The organism is Raoultella sp. T31 (assembly GCF_002806725.1).
Taxonomy (GTDB): domain Bacteria; phylum Pseudomonadota; class Gammaproteobacteria; order Enterobacterales; family Enterobacteriaceae; genus Klebsiella; species Klebsiella electrica.
In genome coordinates, this window is sequence record NZ_PIBO01000053.1 from 9,169 (window position 1) to 26,359 (window position 17,191).

General features: G+C 50.3%; 35 protein-coding genes and 1 pseudogene. 2 read left to right on the forward strand and 34 right to left on the reverse strand.

Going from position 1 to position 17,191, the window contains the following annotated elements:
* The first annotated feature begins 13 nt into the window (after positions 1–13).
* The gene (gene mscL, locus CWM52_RS23770) at positions 14–427 is read left to right on the forward strand and encodes a large-conductance mechanosensitive channel protein MscL (protein WP_100686342.1); all 414 of its coding nucleotides are present in this window, start codon (positions 14–16) and stop codon (positions 425–427) included.
* On the opposite strand, the gene CWM52_RS23775 is transcribed toward mscL, so the two are convergent.
* The 31 genes from CWM52_RS23775 to rpsJ form a co-directional block, all read right to left on the reverse strand.
* Entirely contained in the window at positions 428–643 is a 216-nt protein-coding gene (locus CWM52_RS23775; protein WP_100686343.1) for an alternative ribosome-rescue factor A, read from the reverse strand.
* 57 nt (positions 644–700) lie between these two features.
* The gene (gene zntR, locus CWM52_RS23780; RefSeq protein ID WP_100686344.1) at positions 701–1,126 is read right to left on the reverse strand and encodes a Zn(2+)-responsive transcriptional regulator; all 426 of its coding nucleotides are present in this window, start codon (positions 1,124–1,126) and stop codon (positions 701–703) included.
* A gap of 2 nt (positions 1,127–1,128) precedes the next feature.
* On the reverse strand, positions 1,129–1,497 hold the full coding sequence (locus CWM52_RS23785; protein ID WP_100686345.1) for a DUF1992 domain-containing protein: 369 nt from the start codon (positions 1,495–1,497) through the stop codon (positions 1,129–1,131).
* Between the two features lie 108 nt (positions 1,498–1,605).
* Positions 1,606–1,992: a 50S ribosomal protein L17 gene (rplQ, locus tag CWM52_RS23790; RefSeq protein WP_004868344.1), complete on the reverse strand. Its 387-nt coding sequence runs from the start codon at positions 1,990–1,992 to the stop codon at positions 1,606–1,608.
* 40 nt (positions 1,993–2,032) lie between these two features.
* On the reverse strand, positions 2,033–3,022 hold the full coding sequence (locus CWM52_RS23795; RefSeq protein WP_002919219.1) for a DNA-directed RNA polymerase subunit alpha: 990 nt from the start codon (positions 3,020–3,022) through the stop codon (positions 2,033–2,035).
* A 25-nt stretch (positions 3,023–3,047) separates the two neighbouring features.
* A complete protein-coding gene (rpsD, locus tag CWM52_RS23800) occupies positions 3,048–3,668 on the reverse strand; it encodes a 30S ribosomal protein S4 (protein ID WP_004868345.1) in 621 nt (206 codons plus the stop codon).
* Positions 3,669–3,701: 33 nt separating this feature from the next.
* On the reverse strand, positions 3,702–4,091 hold the full coding sequence (gene rpsK, locus CWM52_RS23805; RefSeq protein WP_004138423.1) for a 30S ribosomal protein S11: 390 nt from the start codon (positions 4,089–4,091) through the stop codon (positions 3,702–3,704).
* 16 nt (positions 4,092–4,107) lie between these two features.
* A complete protein-coding gene (gene rpsM, locus CWM52_RS23810; RefSeq protein ID WP_004106333.1) occupies positions 4,108–4,464 on the reverse strand; it encodes a 30S ribosomal protein S13 in 357 nt (118 codons plus the stop codon).
* Positions 4,465–4,610: 146 nt separating this feature from the next.
* Positions 4,611–4,727 (reverse strand): 50S ribosomal protein L36, encoded by a 117-nt coding sequence (gene rpmJ, locus CWM52_RS23815; protein WP_000868187.1) that lies wholly within the window; start codon positions 4,725–4,727, stop codon positions 4,611–4,613.
* A gap of 31 nt (positions 4,728–4,758) precedes the next feature.
* The gene (secY, locus tag CWM52_RS23820; RefSeq protein ID WP_004868351.1) at positions 4,759–6,090 is read right to left on the reverse strand and encodes a preprotein translocase subunit SecY; all 1,332 of its coding nucleotides are present in this window, start codon (positions 6,088–6,090) and stop codon (positions 4,759–4,761) included.
* Between the two features lie 7 nt (positions 6,091–6,097).
* Positions 6,098–6,532, reverse strand: coding sequence for a 50S ribosomal protein L15 (gene rplO / locus CWM52_RS23825; RefSeq protein ID WP_041142964.1), 435 nt, complete (start codon positions 6,530–6,532; stop codon positions 6,098–6,100).
* A 3-nt stretch (positions 6,533–6,535) separates the two neighbouring features.
* Positions 6,536–6,715, reverse strand: a complete 180-nt coding sequence (gene rpmD / locus CWM52_RS23830; RefSeq protein ID WP_001140434.1) for a 50S ribosomal protein L30 — start codon at positions 6,713–6,715, stop codon at positions 6,536–6,538.
* Positions 6,716–6,718: 3 nt separating this feature from the next.
* Positions 6,719–7,222 carry a 30S ribosomal protein S5 gene (rpsE, locus tag CWM52_RS23835; protein ID WP_004106339.1) on the reverse strand — a complete coding sequence of 168 codons (504 nt, stop codon included), beginning with the start codon at positions 7,220–7,222 and terminating at the stop codon, positions 6,719–6,721.
* 14 nt (positions 7,223–7,236) lie between these two features.
* Positions 7,237–7,590, reverse strand: a complete 354-nt coding sequence (rplR, locus tag CWM52_RS23840; protein ID WP_000358960.1) for a 50S ribosomal protein L18 — start codon at positions 7,588–7,590, stop codon at positions 7,237–7,239.
* Positions 7,591–7,599: 9 nt separating this feature from the next.
* A complete protein-coding gene (rplF, locus tag CWM52_RS23845) occupies positions 7,600–8,133 on the reverse strand; it encodes a 50S ribosomal protein L6 (RefSeq protein WP_100686346.1) in 534 nt (177 codons plus the stop codon).
* Between the two features lie 12 nt (positions 8,134–8,145).
* The gene (gene rpsH, locus CWM52_RS23850) at positions 8,146–8,538 is read right to left on the reverse strand and encodes a 30S ribosomal protein S8 (protein ID WP_004106343.1); all 393 of its coding nucleotides are present in this window, start codon (positions 8,536–8,538) and stop codon (positions 8,146–8,148) included.
* Between the two features lie 33 nt (positions 8,539–8,571).
* Complete coding sequence (gene rpsN, locus CWM52_RS23855; RefSeq protein WP_002919667.1) at positions 8,572–8,877, reverse strand: 30S ribosomal protein S14; 306 nt, start codon at positions 8,875–8,877, stop codon at positions 8,572–8,574.
* 14 nt (positions 8,878–8,891) lie between these two features.
* On the reverse strand, positions 8,892–9,431 hold the full coding sequence (gene rplE / locus CWM52_RS23860; RefSeq protein WP_100686347.1) for a 50S ribosomal protein L5: 540 nt from the start codon (positions 9,429–9,431) through the stop codon (positions 8,892–8,894).
* 14 nt (positions 9,432–9,445) lie between these two features.
* Positions 9,446–9,760 carry a 50S ribosomal protein L24 gene (rplX, locus tag CWM52_RS23865; RefSeq protein WP_100686348.1) on the reverse strand — a complete coding sequence of 105 codons (315 nt, stop codon included), beginning with the start codon at positions 9,758–9,760 and terminating at the stop codon, positions 9,446–9,448.
* A 10-nt stretch (positions 9,761–9,770) separates the two neighbouring features.
* Positions 9,771–10,142, reverse strand: a complete 372-nt coding sequence (rplN, locus tag CWM52_RS23870) for a 50S ribosomal protein L14 (RefSeq protein ID WP_002919748.1) — start codon at positions 10,140–10,142, stop codon at positions 9,771–9,773.
* Between the two features lie 161 nt (positions 10,143–10,303).
* A complete protein-coding gene (gene rpsQ / locus CWM52_RS23875; protein ID WP_100686349.1) occupies positions 10,304–10,558 on the reverse strand; it encodes a 30S ribosomal protein S17 in 255 nt (84 codons plus the stop codon).
* Complete coding sequence (gene rpmC / locus CWM52_RS23880) at positions 10,558–10,749, reverse strand: 50S ribosomal protein L29 (RefSeq protein WP_004868359.1); 192 nt, start codon at positions 10,747–10,749, stop codon at positions 10,558–10,560. The genes rpsQ and rpmC overlap by 1 nt, the downstream gene beginning before the upstream one ends.
* Entirely contained in the window at positions 10,749–11,159 is a 411-nt protein-coding gene (gene rplP / locus CWM52_RS23885) for a 50S ribosomal protein L16 (protein ID WP_002919759.1), read from the reverse strand. Before rplP ends, rpmC begins: the two co-directional genes overlap by 1 nt.
* Positions 11,160–11,171: 12 nt before the next feature.
* A complete protein-coding gene (gene rpsC / locus CWM52_RS23890; RefSeq protein WP_002919766.1) occupies positions 11,172–11,870 on the reverse strand; it encodes a 30S ribosomal protein S3 in 699 nt (232 codons plus the stop codon).
* Between the two features lie 17 nt (positions 11,871–11,887).
* Positions 11,888–12,220, reverse strand: a complete 333-nt coding sequence (rplV, locus tag CWM52_RS23895) for a 50S ribosomal protein L22 (RefSeq protein ID WP_002919773.1) — start codon at positions 12,218–12,220, stop codon at positions 11,888–11,890.
* A gap of 14 nt (positions 12,221–12,234) precedes the next feature.
* Positions 12,235–12,513 (reverse strand): 30S ribosomal protein S19, encoded by a 279-nt coding sequence (gene rpsS / locus CWM52_RS23900; protein ID WP_001138115.1) that lies wholly within the window; start codon positions 12,511–12,513, stop codon positions 12,235–12,237.
* Between the two features lie 16 nt (positions 12,514–12,529).
* Positions 12,530–13,351, reverse strand: coding sequence for a 50S ribosomal protein L2 (gene rplB, locus CWM52_RS23905; RefSeq protein WP_002919786.1), 822 nt, complete (start codon positions 13,349–13,351; stop codon positions 12,530–12,532).
* Between the two features lie 17 nt (positions 13,352–13,368).
* On the reverse strand, positions 13,369–13,671 hold the full coding sequence (gene rplW / locus CWM52_RS23910) for a 50S ribosomal protein L23 (protein WP_004868363.1): 303 nt from the start codon (positions 13,669–13,671) through the stop codon (positions 13,369–13,371).
* The gene (gene rplD, locus CWM52_RS23915) at positions 13,668–14,273 is read right to left on the reverse strand and encodes a 50S ribosomal protein L4 (RefSeq protein WP_000424395.1); all 606 of its coding nucleotides are present in this window, start codon (positions 14,271–14,273) and stop codon (positions 13,668–13,670) included. Before rplD ends, rplW begins: the two co-directional genes overlap by 4 nt.
* A gap of 10 nt (positions 14,274–14,283) precedes the next feature.
* Positions 14,284–14,913 carry a 50S ribosomal protein L3 gene (gene rplC, locus CWM52_RS23920; protein WP_004868374.1) on the reverse strand — a complete coding sequence of 210 codons (630 nt, stop codon included), beginning with the start codon at positions 14,911–14,913 and terminating at the stop codon, positions 14,284–14,286.
* A gap of 32 nt (positions 14,914–14,945) precedes the next feature.
* Complete coding sequence (gene rpsJ, locus CWM52_RS23925) at positions 14,946–15,257, reverse strand: 30S ribosomal protein S10 (RefSeq protein ID WP_001181005.1); 312 nt, start codon at positions 15,255–15,257, stop codon at positions 14,946–14,948.
* Between the two features lie 379 nt (positions 15,258–15,636).
* Here rpsJ and CWM52_RS23930 point away from each other — a divergent pair, with 379 nt between their 5' ends.
* Positions 15,637–16,104: a prepilin peptidase gene (locus CWM52_RS23930; RefSeq protein WP_100686350.1), complete on the forward strand. Its 468-nt coding sequence runs from the start codon at positions 15,637–15,639 to the stop codon at positions 16,102–16,104.
* Here the strand turns inward: CWM52_RS23930 and bfr are convergent.
* The 3 genes and pseudogenes from bfr to tuf all read right to left on the reverse strand — a co-directional run.
* Positions 16,088–16,564, reverse strand: coding sequence for a bacterioferritin (gene bfr / locus CWM52_RS23935; protein WP_004868378.1), 477 nt, complete (start codon positions 16,562–16,564; stop codon positions 16,088–16,090). The genes CWM52_RS23930 and bfr overlap by 17 nt on opposite strands.
* Positions 16,565–16,637: 73 nt before the next feature.
* Complete coding sequence (bfd, locus tag CWM52_RS23940; RefSeq protein ID WP_004868381.1) at positions 16,638–16,832, reverse strand: bacterioferritin-associated ferredoxin; 195 nt, start codon at positions 16,830–16,832, stop codon at positions 16,638–16,640.
* Between the two features lie 180 nt (positions 16,833–17,012).
* Positions 17,013–17,191, reverse strand: a pseudogene (gene tuf, locus CWM52_RS23950) (elongation factor Tu); the annotation flags it as partial.

Consider the following 17,191-nt stretch of genomic DNA (forward strand, 5'->3'; position numbering starts at 1 on the left):
CAAGGAGAATAGAATGAGTTTTTTAAAAGAGTTTCGCGAATTCGCGATGCGTGGGAACGTTGTCGATTTGGCTGTGGGTGTGATCATCGGTGCGGCATTCGGTAAAATTGTATCGTCATTAGTGGCCGATATTATTATGCCTCCACTGGGTTTGCTCATTGGCGGGATCGACTTTAAACAGTTCGCCGTGACGCTACGCGATGCGCAGGGAGATGTCCCGGCCGTTGTCATGCATTATGGCGTGTTTATTCAAAACGTATTTGATTTCATCATTGTCGCATTTGCCATCTTTATGGCGATCAAACTGATGAATAAACTGAATCGTAAGAAAGAAGAAGCGCCAGCTGCACCACCGGCACCTACGAAAGAAGAAGTTTTGTTAAGTGAGATTCGCGATCTGCTGAAAGAACAAAATAAACGTTCGTAATCAGGCAACAGAAAGCAGAAGGCCAGTGGTAAAAAAGTGATTCACTTTTTTGCCACTGGCCTCCCGGTCATTCCGCCCCGAATGTTTTTCCTTACGTTGGTAGCTGCCTTTCCCCTTCCGGTTTTTCTCTACTCGCTGTCTGAATAACGGGTCATGTAGCAACGCCTCAATGGCATTGTCTTTTATTTGCCCTTTCGTGTGTTGATAGCGGCTCATAATAGCTCCTGAATGTGAATGAGATCGGCGCGAGTGTAGATCCGCGCAATGAAAAAATCAACGTTCCGCTGTGGTACTACTGGCTCCTTGTTCAAGGGCCTCGAGAATAGAACAATACACGCTGCTATGAGCCGTACCGCAGCAGGCATCATTGAGTCGTTGCAATGAACGGCGCATTGTTTGTAACTCTTTAATTCGTGCTTCCACTTCGCTCAGACGCGCCTGAACAATACCTTTCGATTCCTGACAGGTATGATGCTCCGGATCGACGCGGATCGACAGTAATTCGCGGATCGCCTCCAGCGTAAACCCAAGCTGACGGGCATAGCGGATAAAACGCAGGCGCTGAAGATCGTTCTCGGTATAGAGGCGAAATCCACCTTCTGTGCGTACATCGTGAGCCATCATCTGCTGTTTTTCATAATAGCGAATGGTATCGGGCGTGACATCAGCCAGCTTTGCGAGTTCACCAATACGGTACATGCTTACCCCTCATCAATTTTGTTCTGAAGCCTGTCTGCATATTCACCACGTAAAAAATCGGTATTCAATCCCGCCTGGCGTAATTTCAGTTCCAGCAAAGCAAGTCGGCGGCTGAGCTCTGCATATTGCGGATCGTCCGGACGGACCGCTTTTAATAAATCGACCAGCGCAACGGCTTCTCTTCGTTGCTCAAGCTCAGGGGGCAGACAGCCGGCATTTTTGAGTAAGCGGTAGCCCGCGCGTAATTCAGGTGGCACATGCAGGTCATCATCCAACGTCAGCGGTGCGCCGCTGCCGGGAAGATTATCAAACTCACCTTTGCTTTGTGCGTCAAGGATATGGCGTTCTGCCCACTGGTCCAGTAACCACATTATACGGCTCCCAGGGATGAACAAAAAGAGTACAGCTATTGTAATGAAGCAGGGATCGGGGGGATATAAAAAAACCCGCCGAAGCGGGTTTTTTTACGTTACTACAGATTACTCTGCAGCAGCTTCTGCTTTCAGCTCAGCACGATCAACCAGCTCGATGTATGCCATCGGCGCGTTGTCGCCTGCACGGAAGCCACACTTCAGAATACGAGTGTAACCACCGGCGCGGCTCGCGAAACGCGGGCCCAGCTCGTTAAACAGTTTTGCCACGATCTCGTTATCACGAGTACGGGCGAATGCCAGACGACGATTAGCAACGCTATCAGTCTTGGCAAGAGTAATCAGCGGCTCAACTACGCGACGCAGTTCTTTCGCTTTCGGCAGGGTCGTCTTGATGATTTCATGACGAACCAGCGAACCAGCCATGTTACGGAACATAGCCTGGCGATGGCTGCTGTTGCGGTTCAGTTGACGACCACTCTTACGATGGCGCATGACCTTATCCTTCTCAGTAAAACCTTAACCTGTGATCCGGTTACTCGTCAGCAATGCTTGCCGGTGGCCAGTTTTCCAGGCGCATGCCCAGAGACAGACCACGTGAAGCCAGCACGTCTTTAATCTCGGTAAGAGATTTTTTACCCAGGTTCGGCGTTTTCAGCAACTCAACCTCGGTACGCTGTACCAGATCACCGATATAGTGGATAGCTTCTGCCTTGAGGCAGTTAGCAGAGCGGACAGTCAATTCGAGATCGTCAACAGGGCGCAGCAGGATCGGATCGAATTCTGGTTTCTCTTCTTTCACTTCCGGCTGACGTACATCACGTAAGTCAACGAAAGCTTCCAGTTGTTCTGCCAGGATGGTTGCCGCACGACGAATCGCCTCTTCAGGATCGATTGTGCCGTTGGTTTCCATTTCGATGACCAGCTTGTCCAGGTCGGTACGCTGTTCTACACGCGCTGCTTCAACATTGTAGGCAATACGCTCTACCGGGCTGTAGCATGCGTCGACCAGCAGACGGCCGATTGGGCGCTCATCTTCTTCCGAATGAATTCGGGCAGAAGCCGGCACATAACCGCGACCGCGCTGAACTTTGATACGCATGCTAATAGCAGCGTTCTCATCGGTCAGGTGGCAGATCACATGTTGCGGCTTGACGATTTCGACATCACCGTCATGGGTAATGTCGGCTGCGGTCACAGGGCCAATGCCAGATTTATTCAAAGTAAGGATGACTTCATCTTTACCCTGAACTCTCACCGCAAGCCCTTTCAGGTTGAGCAGGATTTCAAGGATATCTTCCTGAACGCCTTCTTTGGTGCTGTACTCGTGCAGTACACCATCAATCTCAACCTCGGTCACCGCGCAACCCGGCATCGATGAGAGCAGAATACGGCGCAGTGCGTTACCCAGAGTATGGCCAAAGCCACGCTCTAAAGGCTCAAGGGTCACCTTGGCGTGCGTCGAACTCACTTGCTCGATATCGACCAGGCGCGGTTTTAGAAACTCTGTCACAGAACCCTGCATTGTGTCCTCTCTTTGGTACTAAGCTTTACTTGGAGTAAAGCTCGACGATCAGGTGTTCGTTAATGTCCGCAGACAGATCAGAACGTTCCGGCTGACGCTTGAACGTACCTTCCATCTTGCCAGCATCAACTTCCAGCCAGGTTGGCTTTTCACGCTGCTCAGCCAGCTCCAGAGCGGCTTTCACGCGAGATTGCTTTTTCGCTTTCTCACGAATGCTAACAACGTCGTTCGCTTTAACCTGATAAGAAGCAATGTTAACAACACGACCGTTTACCATGATAGCTTTGTGGCTAACCAGCTGACGTGATTCAGCACGAGTCGCGCCGAAGCCCATACGGTATACAACGTTGTCCAGACGACCTTCCAGCAGAGCCAACAGGTTTTCACCGGTGTTGCCTTTCAGACGTGCTGCTTCTTTATAGTAGTTACGGAACTGACGCTCCAGCACACCGTACATACGGCGAACTTTTTGCTTTTCACGCAACTGCACACCATAGTCAGACAGACGCGGTTTACGCGCACCGTGCTGGCCAGGAGCTTGTTCAATTTTACACTTGGTATCGATCGCGCGAACGCCAGACTTAAGGAATAAGTCGGTGCCCTCACGACGGCTCAGCTTGAGCTTAGGACCCAAATATCTTGCCATTTTCTTTCTCCAACAATCCTAGAAACGAGCGCGTTATACGCGACGTTTTTTCGGCGGACGACAACCGTTATGAGGGATCGGAGTCACATCAGTAATATTAGTGATGCGGAAACCAGCGGCGTTCAGTGCACGAATGGTAGATTCGCGACCCGGACCCGGACCTTTGACCATAACTTCCAGATTCTTGATACCGTATTCTTTTACGGCTTCAGCGCAACGCTCTGCTGCAACCTGAGCTGCAAACGGAGTGGATTTGCGAGAACCACGGAAACCGGAACCACCGGCTGTTGCCCAACCCAGTGCGTTACCCTGACGATCGGTAATGGTAACGATGGTGTTGTTAAAAGAAGCATGGACATGAGCCACGCCATCAGAGACTTGTTTTCTTACACGCTTACGTGCACGAACTGGTGCCTTTGCCATTATTCAATCACCCCGATTATTTCTTGATCGGTTTACGCGGACCCTTACGGGTACGTGCGTTGGTCTTAGTACGCTGACCGCGAACCGGAAGACCACGACGATGGCGTAAACCACGATAGCAACCAAGGTCCATCAGACGCTTGATGCTCAGGGTGATTTCACGGCGCAGATCACCTTCAACGACAAATTTACCTACTGCTTCACGCAGGGATTCAATTTGTTCTTCAGACAGCTCACTGATCTTAACATTTTCAGCGATACCCGTGTCAGCACAGATGGCTTTAGAGCGGGTCTTGCCGATACCGAAAATAGCAGTTAATGCGATTACGGTATGTTTGTGATCAGGAATGTTAATGCCTGCTATACGGGCCACTATGCACTCCTACTATTTAATATGTACGCACCATGCTGAAAAGCCCGTTTTCAGGATACTCAAATGGAAACGCACAGACATACAAAAGATTGGCTGGCTAATCTAGCCAGCTCAATCCAACTTTGCAAGAAAAATATGCGAAAAAATCAGCCTTGGCGCTGTTTATGCTTTGGCTCGGCACTGCAAATCACGCGGATGACGCCATCACGCTTAACGATTTTGCAGTTACGGCATAATTTCTTGACGGAAGCACGAACTTTCATTTTTACTCTCCGTAACTTCTCGGGCGCCCTGTTAGCGGCCGTAGCCTTTCAGGTTCGCCTTCTTCAATGCAGACTCGTACTGACTTGACATCATCAGAGTTTGCACTTGAGCCATAAAGTCCATAATCACAACGACAACAATAAGCAGCGAGGTTCCACCGAAGTAGAACGGCACTTTCATTGCATCACGCATGAACTCCGGGATCAGGCAGATAAAGGTAATGTATAACGCACCAACCAGGGTCAGGCGAGTCATCACTTTATCAATATACTTCGCCGTTTGCTCTCCCGGACGAATTCCTGGTACAAATGCACCGGACTTCTTCAGGTTATCTGCTGTTTCACGCGGGTTGAAAACCAACGCCGTGTAGAAGAAACAGAAGAATATGATTGCAGACGCATAGAGTAACACATAAAGCGGTTGCCCAGGCTGCAAATACAGCGAAATTGTTGTCAGCCAGTTCCAACCGGTTCCGCCCCCGAACCATGACGCGATGGTCGCAGGGAACAGAATAATACTGGAAGCGAAGATTGCCGGGATAACCCCTGCCATATTCACTTTCAGCGGTAAATGTGTGCTCTGTGCAGCATAGACACGACGACCTTGTTGACGCTTCGCGTAGTTCACCACAATGCGGCGTTGACCACGTTCTACGAATACAACAAAGAAGGTCACGGCAAATACTAATACTGCAACCAACAGCAACAGGAGGAAGTGCAGGTCGCCTTGACGCGCTTGCTCGATAGTATGGGCGATGGCTGGCGGGAGACCCGCAACGATACCAGCGAAGATAATGATCGAAATACCGTTACCGATACCACGTTCAGTAATCTGTTCGCCGAGCCACATCAGGAACATAGTCCCTGTGACCAGACTTACAACAGCGGTGAAATAGAATGCAAAGCCTGGATTCATCACCAGGCCCTGCATACCAGGCATATTCGGCAGACCGGTAGCAATACCGATCGACTGGAATATCGCCAGCACCAGAGTACCGTAGCGGGTGTACTGGCTGATCTTACGACGACCAGACTCCCCTTCTTTCTTTATTTCTGCCAGCGGCTGATAAACAACCGTCAACAGTTGGACAATAATCGATGCCGAAATATACGGCATGATACCCAAAGCAAAGATAGAAGCACGGCTGAGAGCACCACCAGAGAACATGTTGAACATTTCAATGATGGTGCCTCGCTGTTGCTCAAGCAGTTTGGCAAGTACAGCGGCATCAATACCAGGGATCGGAATAAAAGAACCAATACGGAACACAATCAGCGCACCGATAACAAACAAAAGTCTGCGTTTCAGTTCGCCAAGTCCACCTTTGGCACTTTGAAAATCTAATCCCGGTTGCTTAGCCATCTGCTACTTATTCCTCAATTTTACCGCCAGCAGCTTCGATAGCAGCACGAGCACCTTTAGTCACACGCAGGCCACGAACAGTTACCGGACGAGCTACCTCACCAGACAGGATCACTTTCGCGAACTCAATCTGAATACCGATAATGTTAGCTGCTTTCAGCGTGTTCAGGTCGACTACATCGCCTTCTACGTGAGCCAGATCAGACAGACGAATTTCTGCAGTGATCATCGCTTTACGAGAAGTGAAGCCGAATTTCGGCAGACGACGGTACAGAGGCATCTGACCACCCTCGAAACCGCGACGTACGCCACCGCCAGAACGAGAGTTCTGACCTTTGTGACCACGACCACCGGTTTTACCGAGGCCAGAACCGATACCACGACCAAGGCGTTTACCCGCCTTTTTGGAGCCTTCGGCCGGAGACAGAGTATTTAAACGCATCTCTTACTCCTCAACTTTAACCATAAAGGAAACCGCGTTGACCATACCACGAACGGCAGGAGTATCCTCGCGTTCTACGGTGTGACCAATACGACGCAGACCCAGGCCAAGCAGCGTTGCCTTGTGTTTCGGCAGACGACCGATTGCACTGCGGGTTTGAGTAATTTTAATAGTCTTTGCCATGGTTTATTTCCCCAGAATTTCTTCAACGGATTTACCACGCTTGGCAGCGACCATTTCTGGAGAATTCATATTTTCCAGGCCATCAATAGTTGCACGAACCACGTTGATCGGGTTGGTGGAACCATATGCTTTAGCCAGAACGTTATGAACTCCAGCAACTTCCAGAACGGCGCGCATTGCACCACCGGCGATGATACCGGTACCTTCGGAAGCTGGCTGCATGAATACACGAGAACCCGTGTGAACACCTTTAACCGGGTGTTGCAGGGTGCCGTGGTTCAGCGCGACGTTAATCATATTGCGACGGGCTTTTTCCATCGCTTTCTGGATCGCTGCTGGAACTTCACGCGCTTTACCGTAACCAAAACCTACGCGGCCATTACCATCACCAACTACAGTCAGAGCTGTGAAGGAGAAAATACGACCACCTTTAACGGTTTTAGATACGCGGTTAACCGCGATCAGCTTTTCCTGCAGTTCGCCAGCTTGTTTTTCGATGTGAGCCATCTTACACCTCTACCTTAGAACTGAAGGCCAGCTTCACGGGCAGCATCTGCCAGTGCCTGGACACGACCATGATATTGGAACCCGGAACGGTCAAAGGAAACATCTTTGATGCCTTTTTCCAGAGCGCGTTCAGCAACAGCTTTACCCACAGCTGCAGCCGCGTCTTTGTTACCGGTGTACTTCAGTTGTTCAGCGATAGCTTTTTCTACAGTAGAAGCAGCTACCAGAACTTCAGAACCGTTCGGTGCAATTACCTGTGCGTAAATATGACGCGGGGTACGATGTACCACCAGGCGAGTTGCACCCAGCTCCTGGAGCTTGCGGCGTGCGCGGGTCGCACGACGGATACGAGCAGATTTCTTATCCATAGTGTTACCTTACTTCTTCTTAGCCTCTTTGGTACGCACGACTTCGTCGGCGTAACGAACACCCTTGCCTTTATAAGGCTCAGGACGACGGTAGGCGCGCAGATCTGCTGCAACCTGGCCGATCACCTGCTTATCAGCGCCTTTCAGCACGATTTCAGTTTGAGTCGGACATTCTGCAGTGATACCGGCCGGCAGCTTGTGTTCAACAGGATGAGAGAAACCTAAAGCCAGGTTTACTACATCCCCTTTAACCGCTGCACGATAACCTACACCAACCAGCTGAAGCTTTTTAGTGAAGCCTTCGGTAACACCGATAACTACTGAGTTAAGCAGGGCACGCGCGGTACCAGCCTGAGCCCAACCGTCTGCGAAACCATCACGCGGAGCGAAGGTCAGTGCATTATCTGCATGTTTAACTTCAACAGCATCGTTGAGAGTACGAGTCAGCTCGCCATTCTTACCTTTGATCGTAATAACCTGACCGTTGATTTTTACGTCAACGCCGGCAGGAACAACGACCGGTGCTTTAGCAACACGAGACATTTTTTCCTCCGATTAGGCTACGTAGCAGATAATTTCGCCACCAAGACCAGCCTGGCGCGCTGCACGATCAGTCATAACACCTTTAGAGGTAGAAATAACTGCGATACCCAGACCCGCCATAACTTTCGGCAGCTCATCTTTACGTTTATAGATGCGCAGACCTGGGCGGCTGACACGCTGAATGCTTTCTACAACAGCTTTACCCTGGAAATACTTAAGAGTCAGTTCCAGTTCCGGCTTGATGTCGCCTTCAACTTTAAAATCTTCAATAAAGCCTTCTTCCTTCAGCACGTTGGCAATTGCCACTTTCAGCTTGGAGGAAGGCATGGTGACCGCAGCTTTATTCGCGGCCTGACCGTTACGGATACGGGTCAGCATATCCGCGATCGGATCTTGCATGCTCATCTGTCTTTACTCCCGTGATTCAATTGGTGACAATTACCAGCTAGCCTTTTTCAGACCCGGGATTTCACCGCGCATGGCGGCTTCACGGACCTTGATACGGCTCAACCCGAACTTCCGCAGGAAACCATGCGGACGACCTGTTTGACGGCAGCGATTACGCTGACGAGACGGGCTGGAATCACGCGGCAGAGTCTGCAGCTTGAGAACGGCATTCCAACGATCTTCGTCGGTTGCGTTCACATCAGAGATGATAGCTTTCAGTTCAGCGCGTTTAGCGAAGAATTTATCAGCTAAAGCCACGCGCTTTACTTCGCGTGCTTTCATTGATTGCTTAGCCATTAAGTAACCCTACCTTACTTGCGGAACGGGAAGTCAAAGGCAGCCAGCAGAGCGCGGCCTTCTTCATCAGATTTCGCAGTAGTGGTAATGGTAATATCCAAACCACGAACGCGGTCGACTTTATCGTAGTCGATTTCTGGGAAGATGATCTGCTCACGGACACCCATGCTGTAGTTACCACGACCGTCGAAAGACTTAGAGGACAAGCCACGGAAGTCACGGATACGCGGTACAGCAATAGTGATCAGGCGCTCAAAGAACTCCCACATGCGTTCGCCACGCAGAGTTACTTTACAGCCGATCGGATAGCCCTGACGGATTTTGAAGCCTGCAACTGATTTGCGTGCTTTGGTGATCAACGGCTTTTGACCGGAGATTGCTGTCAGATCAGCTGCTGCGTTATCCAGCAGTTTCTTGTCAGCGATCGCTTCACCAACACCCATGTTCAGGGTGATCTTCTCGACCCGAGGGACTTGCATGACAGAATTGTAGTTAAACTCAGTCATGAGTTTATTAACTACTTCGTCTTTGTAGTAATCATGCAGTTTCGCCATCGTACTACTCCAAATTACTTGATAGTTTCGCTGTTAGACTTGAAGAAACGGACTTTTTTGCCGTCTTCGAATCTAAAGCCTACACGGTCAGCCTTGCCGGTTGCCGCATTGAAGATTGCAACGTTAGAAACCTGAATAGCAGCTTCTTTTTCAACGATGCCACCCGGTTGGTTCAGAGCCGGAACCGGCTTCTGGTGTTTCTTAACCAGGTTGATACCTTCAATAATGAGCTTGCCGGAAGACAAGACATTCTTAACTTTACCGCGTTTACCTTTATCTTTACCGGTTAACACGATAACTTCGTCATCACGACGGATTTTCGCTGCCATGATTCGCTCCTTAGAGTACTTCTGGTGCCAGAGAGATAATTTTCATGAACTTCTCGGTACGAAGCTCACGAGTTACCGGCCCAAAAATACGCGTACCGATGGGCTGCTCGCTGTTATTGTTCAGAATAACGCATGCATTACCATCGAAGCGAATGACAGAACCGTCCGGGCGACGAACACCCTTCTTGGTGCGCACCACTACCGCCTTCAGCACATCACCTTTTTTGACCTTACCACGCGGAATTGCTTCCTTGATGGTGATCTTGATGATGTCGCCTACGCCTGCGTAGCGACGGTGCGAGCCACCCAGAACCTTGATACACATTACGCGACGTGCACCGGAGTTGTCGGCGACGTTCAGCATAGTCTGTTCTTGGATCATTTTAGTGCTCCGCTAATGTCAACTACTACTGAGACCCAAAGTCGGGCCGTTAAAAATCCCCATATCGAGGGCGCGGCATTATAACACCGGAAATCGGATATGGGTAGAAAAAATAAACGGCTCATCGCTGAGCCGTTTATCCGTTGAGAATACAGGCTCTATTACAGAACTGCTTTCTCTACAACGCGAACCAGCGTCCAGGACTTGGTCTTGGACAGCGGACGGCATTCGCGGATTTCGACCACGTCACCGATACCGCATTCGTTGTTCTCGTCATGTACGTGCAGTTTGGTCGTACGCTTGATGAACTTACCGTATACCGGGTGTTTCACCACACGTTCGATAGCAACAACAATGGATTTCTCCATTTTATTGCTAACTACGCGACCTTGCAGAGTACGGATTTTATCGGTCATTACGCACCCGCCTTCTCAGTCAGTAAAGTCTTAACGCGTGCAACATCACGACGCACTTGCTTCAGCAGATGAGTCTGTTGCAGCTGGCCACTTGCAGCCTGCATACGCAGGTTGAACTGCTCGCGCAGCAGGTTCAGCAGCTCAGCGTTCAGCTCTTCAACGCTTTTTTCACGCAGCTCTTTTGCTTTCATTACATCACCGTCTTAGTTACAAAGGTGGTTTTGATAGGCAGTTTCGCTGCTGCCAGGCCGAAGGCTTCACGGGCCAGCTCTTCCGGTACGCCGTCCATTTCATAAAGGACTTTACCCGGCTGAATCAAGGCAACCCAGTACTCCACGTTACCTTTACCTTTACCCATACGAACTTCCAGCGGCTTCTCGGTGATCGGTTTGTCCGGGAATACACGGATCCAGATCTTACCTTGACGCTTAACTGCACGGGTCATAGCACGACGTGCTGCTTCGATCTGACGTGCAGTCAGACGACCACGGCCAACAGCTTTCAGACCGAAAGTGCCGAAGCTAACATCCGTACCCTGCGCCAGACCACGGTTGCGGCCTTTGTGCACTTTACGGAATTTTGTACGCTTTGGTTGTAACATCAGCGACGCTCCTTATTTACGGCCTTTACGCTGCTGCTTTTTAGGTTGAGCAGCCGGTTCCGGTTGTTCAACAGCAGCCATACCACCCAGGATCTCGCCTTTGAAGATCCATACCTTAACGCCGATTACACCGTAAGTGGTGTGCGCTTCAGAGGTGTTGTAGTCGATGTCAGCACGCAGAGTGTGCAGCGGTACGCGACCTTCACGGTACCATTCGGTACGTGCGATTTCCGCGCCGCCCAGACGGCCGCTAACTTCAACTTTGATACCTTTAGCGCCCAGACGCATTGCGTTCTGTACAGCACGCTTCATCGCACGACGGAACATAACGCGACGTTCCAGCTGAGAAGTGATGCTGTCAGCAACCAGTTTAGCGTCCAGTTCTGGCTTACGAACTTCGGCGATATTGATCTGTGCAGGAACGCCAGCGATATCCGCTACGACCTTGCGCAGTTTTTCTACGTCTTCGCCTTTCTTACCGATAACGATGCCCGGGCGAGCAGTGTGAATGGTCACACGGATGCTCTTAGCCGGACGCTCGATAACGATACGAGATACGGACGCTTTAGCCAGTTCTTTAGTCAGGAACTGACGTACTTTAAAATCGCTGTCCAGGTTGTCAGCGAATTCTTTGGTGTTCGCGAACCAGGTAGAGTTCCATGGTTTGACAATACCCAGGCGAATACCATTAGGATGTACTTTCTGACCCATTGCTAGTCTCCAGAGTCTCAGCGATCGGACACAACCACAGTGATGTGGCTGGTGCGCTTCAGGATGCGATCTGCACGACCTTTCGCACGCGGCATAATGCGCTTCATGCTCGGGCCTTCGTCTACGAAAATTTTCGCAACTTTCAGATCGTCAATGTCAGCGCCATCGTTGTGTTCAGCGTTAGCAATGGCAGATTCCAGTACCTTCTTGACCAGTACAGCCGCTTTCTTGTTGGTGTAGGTCAGAATATCCAGGGCCTGCGACACTTTCTTACCGCGAATCAGGTCTGCTACGAGGCGAACCTTCTGAGCAGAAGAACGAGCATGGCGATGTTGAGCTAAAGTTTCCATCTCTTCCTCCTACCTTATTTCTTCTTCGCTTTTTTATCAGCAGCGTGGCCGCGATAAGTACGAGTCGGTGCGAATTCACCCAGTTTGTGACCAACCATTTCGTCGGAAACAAAAACTGGAACGTGCTGACGACCATTATGGACAGCGATGGTCAAACCGATCATGTTAGGAAAGATCGTTGAACGACGGGACCAAGTGCGCAGGGGCTTCTTGTCTCCGCTTTCCACCGCTTTCTCTACCTTCTTCAGCAAGTGCAGGTCAATAAAAGGACCTTTCTTGAGAGAACGTGGCATGGCTTATCCTCTAAAATTATTTGCTACGGCGACGTACGATGAATTTATCAGTACGCTTGTTGCTGCGGGTCTTCTTACCTTTGGTCTGCAGGCCCCACGGGGATACCGGGTGCTTACCAAAGTTACGACCTTCACCACCACCATGTGGGTGGTCGACTGGGTTCATCGCAGTACCGCGAACGGTAGGACGAACACCACGCCAGCGTGCAGCACCTGCTTTACCCAGTACGCGCAGCATATGCTCAGCATTGCCAACTTCGCCCAGAGTAGCGCGGCAGTCTGCTTCGACTTTACGCATTTCACCAGAACGCAGACGCAGGGTGACATAAGCACCGTCACGCGCAACGATCTGAACGTAAGTACCAGCGGAACGAGCCAGCTGACCGCCTTTACCTGGTTTCATTTCTACGTTATGAACGGTAGAACCAACCGGGATATTGCGCATCGGCAGGGTGTTACCTGCTTTGATTGCAGCATCAACGCCAGACTGAATCTGGTCGCCAGCTTTCAGGCCTTTAGGGGCCAGGATGTAACGGCGTTCGCCATCTTTGTACAGAACCAGCGCGATGTTCGCGGAACGGTTCGGATCGTACTCAAGACGCTCAACAACTGCCGGGATACCATCTTTGTTGCGTTTGAAGTCAACAATACGGTAAGCCTGCTTGTGGCCACCACCGATATGACGGGTGGTGATACGGCCATTGTTGTTACGACCACCGGATTTGCTGTTTTTTTCCAGCAACGGAGCAAAAGGTTTGCCCTTGTGCAGCTCAGGGTTAACCACTTTAACAACGTGGCGACGACCCGGAGATGTCGGTTTACATTTAACAACTGCCATTGTATTACTCCTCCGACTTACTCAGCGCCGCCAACGAAGTCCAGATTCTGGCCTTCTTTCAGGGTGACGTAAGCTTTTTTCCAGTCGCTACGACGACCGATACGCTGTCCGTGACGTTTAACTTTCCCTTTAACGACCAGGGTGTTAACGACTTCGACTTCGACTTCAAACAGTTTCTGCACAGCAGCTTTGATTTCTGCTTTGGTCGCGTCTTTAGCAACTTTGAGAACGATGGTGTTTGTTTTTTCCATCGCAGCAGACGCTTTTTCAGAAACGTGCGGTGCACGCAGCACCTTCAGCAGACGTTCTTCACGAATCATGCCAGCATCTCCTCAACTTGCTTAACAGCATCAGCAGTCATTACGACTTTGTCGAAGGCGATCAGGCTAACCGGGTCGATACCAGTTGCATCGCGTACGTCAACCTTGTGCAGGTTGCGCGCAGCCAGGAACAGGTTCTCGTCCAGCTCACCGGTGATGATCAGCACATCTTCCAGAGCCATGTCTTTCAGTTTCTGTGCCAGCAGCTTAGTTTTAGGCGCTTCAACAGAGAACTTCTCGACAACGATCAGACGATCCTGACGTACCAGTTCGGACAGAATGCTTTTCAGCGCGCCGCGGTACATCTTTTTGTTAACTTTTTGACTGTGGTCCTGCGGACGAGCAGCGAAGGTTACGCCACCGGAACGCCAGATCGGGCTCTTGATAGAACCTGAACGCGCACGGCCGGTACCTTTCTGGCGCCACGGCTTTTTGCCTGAACCAGTTACTTCAGCACGAGTCTTCTGAGCACGAGTACCCTGACGAGCACCAGCTGCATAAGCAACAACAACCTGGTGTACCAGCGCTTCGTTGAAATCACGACCGAAGGTAGTTTCGGAAACAGTCAGCGCGCTCTGCGCGTCTTTCAATACTAATTCCATTGCTATCTCCTCACGCCTTCACAGCTGGTTTAACGATCAGGTCGCTACCGGTTGCACCCGGGACAGCACCTTTAACCAGCAGCAGGTTGCGCTCAGCGTCAACACGTACTACGTCCAGGCTCTGAACGGTGACACGCTCATTACCCAGCTGACCTGCCATTTTCTTGCCTTTGAACACTTTGCCCGGAGTCTGGTTCTGACCGATAGAACCCGGAACGCGGTGGGACAAGGAGTTACCGTGAGTCGCGTCCTGGGTACGGAAGTTCCAGCGCTTAACGGTACCAGCAAAACCTTTACCTTTAGAGGTACCGGTTACGTCAACTTTTTTAACGTCAGCAAACAGTTCAACGCTAATGCTCTGACCTACGGTGAATTCTTCGCCGTCAGCAAGACGGAATTCCCACAGACCACGGCCAGCTTCTACGCCAGCTTTAGCGAAGTGACCAGCTTCCGGCTTGGTTACACGGTTAGCTTTTTTAGCACCGGTGGTAACCTGAATTGCGCGGTAACCATCGTTAGCCAGGTCTTTGACCTGAGCAACACGGTTTGCTTCAACTTCGATTACGGTTACTGGGATAGATACGCCATCTTCAGTGAAGATGCGGGTCATGCCCACTTTTTTACCGACTAAACCAATCATTGTTTCAACCTCTCAATCGCTCGATGACCTGATTAACCCAGGCTGATCTGCACGTCTACACCGGCAGCCAGATCCAGACGCATCAGAGCATCAACGGTTTTCTCAGTTGGCTCAACGATGTCAACCAGACGCTTGTGAGTGCGGATTTCGTACTGATCGCGCGCATCTTTGTTGACGTGCGGAGAGATCAGAACGGTAAAGCGCTCTTTGCGGGTCGGCAGCGGGATCGGACCACGAACCTGCGCACCAGTGCGCTTGGCAGTCTCGACGATTTCCGCGGTTGATTGATCGATCAGACGATGATCAAACGCTTTAAGACGGATACGGATTCTTTGGTTCTGCATGAGACCAGAGCTCCAATTATTTATAGACGAAATGGTTACTCCTCATACCCATTACGATTGATGGGAGAGTGTAACCGTTCTTACATAGTTCCCCAATTGGGAACATTGTTTGATAGCTAAAAGCTCTATCAGGGTTCATATCGAACCAGCCAGCCAATTTTGACAGGCCCGCGCATTATACGCAAATTCGCGCCAGACGCAAGTGCTGCATACAAAATCAGCAATCATTTTTGCGTGCCGCGGCGGACAGGCGTAGAAAGTAATGAAAACCGAGCGAATACCGTGGATGACGCCTCGCGATACTGAAGGTAGGGCTTTGCCATTCATCCCTTTTTCGACCAGACTCCGCGCATATTCCCCATTGCAGGCAGCCTCACCGATGATGCACCTCTCATTACTTGTCTATAGCGGTTTATCCCTCACCCTCTGCTGGTACGATCTGCGCTACGGTCTGCTTCCCGATCGCCTGACCTGCCCTCTGCTCTGGAGCGGGCTGCTCTGTTGTCTTTACTATGCCCCGCTTCAATTAGAATATGCCGTTGGCGGCGCCATCGGTGGCTATCTGGCTTTCGCGTTGCTCTATTGGCTTTACCGGGGTATTCGTGGTTATGAAGGGTTAGGCTATGGGGATGTCAAATTGCTGGCCGCACTAGGCGCGTGGCACGGCTGGCAGATGCTGCCGCAGTTGGTTTTTATGGCGACTGTCTTCGCCGGTGGAGTCATGCTGCTATTGATTATTCTCGGGAAAGTGCAGGGGTCATTAAACAACCCGCTGCCTTTTGGCCCTTTTTTGGCTGCAGCGGGTTTTTGGTGCGGGTGGCAAACGCTTGTCAGTCAGCCACTTTGATTTGTGACTGGAGATAGTTTTGCAACCCTAATTTACCAATCAGATCCAGTTCCGTTTCCAGCCAGTCAATATGGCCTTCTTCGTCTGTCAGGATTTCAATAAGCATGTCGCGACTGACATAGTCATGGACGCTGTCGGCATAAGCAATCGCTTCACGTAGGTCTTTTGCGCCTTCGAGTTCCAGTCGTAAATCAGATTGCAGCATCTCTTCGACATCTTCACCGATGCCCAGCTTGCCAAGATCCTGCAAATTGGGGATACCTTCAAGAAAGAGAATTCGCTCGATGTACTTATCAGCGTGTTTCATTTCATCGATGGATTCATGATATTCAACGTCATTGAGACGCATCAGACCCCAGTTCTTGAACATTCTGGCGTGAAGAAAATACTGATTTATTGCGACCAGCTCATTTCCCAACAATTTGTTGAGATAACTTATGATTTTGACATCACCTTTCATTATATAGTCCCTCCGCTTCCACTTATTGAAGCGTAGTTCGGGCTATAAAGATGTCAAAGAAAAGACTGAGCTCTTAAGCGCTCTCCTGGTATTCCGGCATACGAGTTAATTCATCTTCCATAATCTCACGGGCGGCGCGGACACATTTACCACATTGATTTCCAACAGGAATGAATTTGCGCAATTGCTGAAAAGACTGTGGATGAAATTGACGTACGGCCTGACGAATTTTTTTATCGTTTACACCATTACACAAACAAACGTACATACCGGCTCCCGTTCGATTTATGCTCAAAAGTGTAAATGAGAATAGTTATAATTACAATAGTGTGTTGCTTAAATAATCAAAGAGAAGCTCTTTTTGCGTCTCAACGTCATTCTGGTCGACGTTAAATGACGGGCAGCAAAAAGGGCGCCGAAGCGCCCTTTTTAATTCAGAACTAAAGAATTAGCTCAGAACTTTAGCAACAACGCCCGCACCAACGGTACGGCCGCCTTCACGGATTGCGAAACGCAGACCGTCGTCCATCGCGATCGGGTGAATCAGGGTAACAACCATTTTGATGTTGTCGCCCGGCATTACCATCTCTACGCCTTCCGGCAGTTCGATGGTGCCAGTCACGTCAG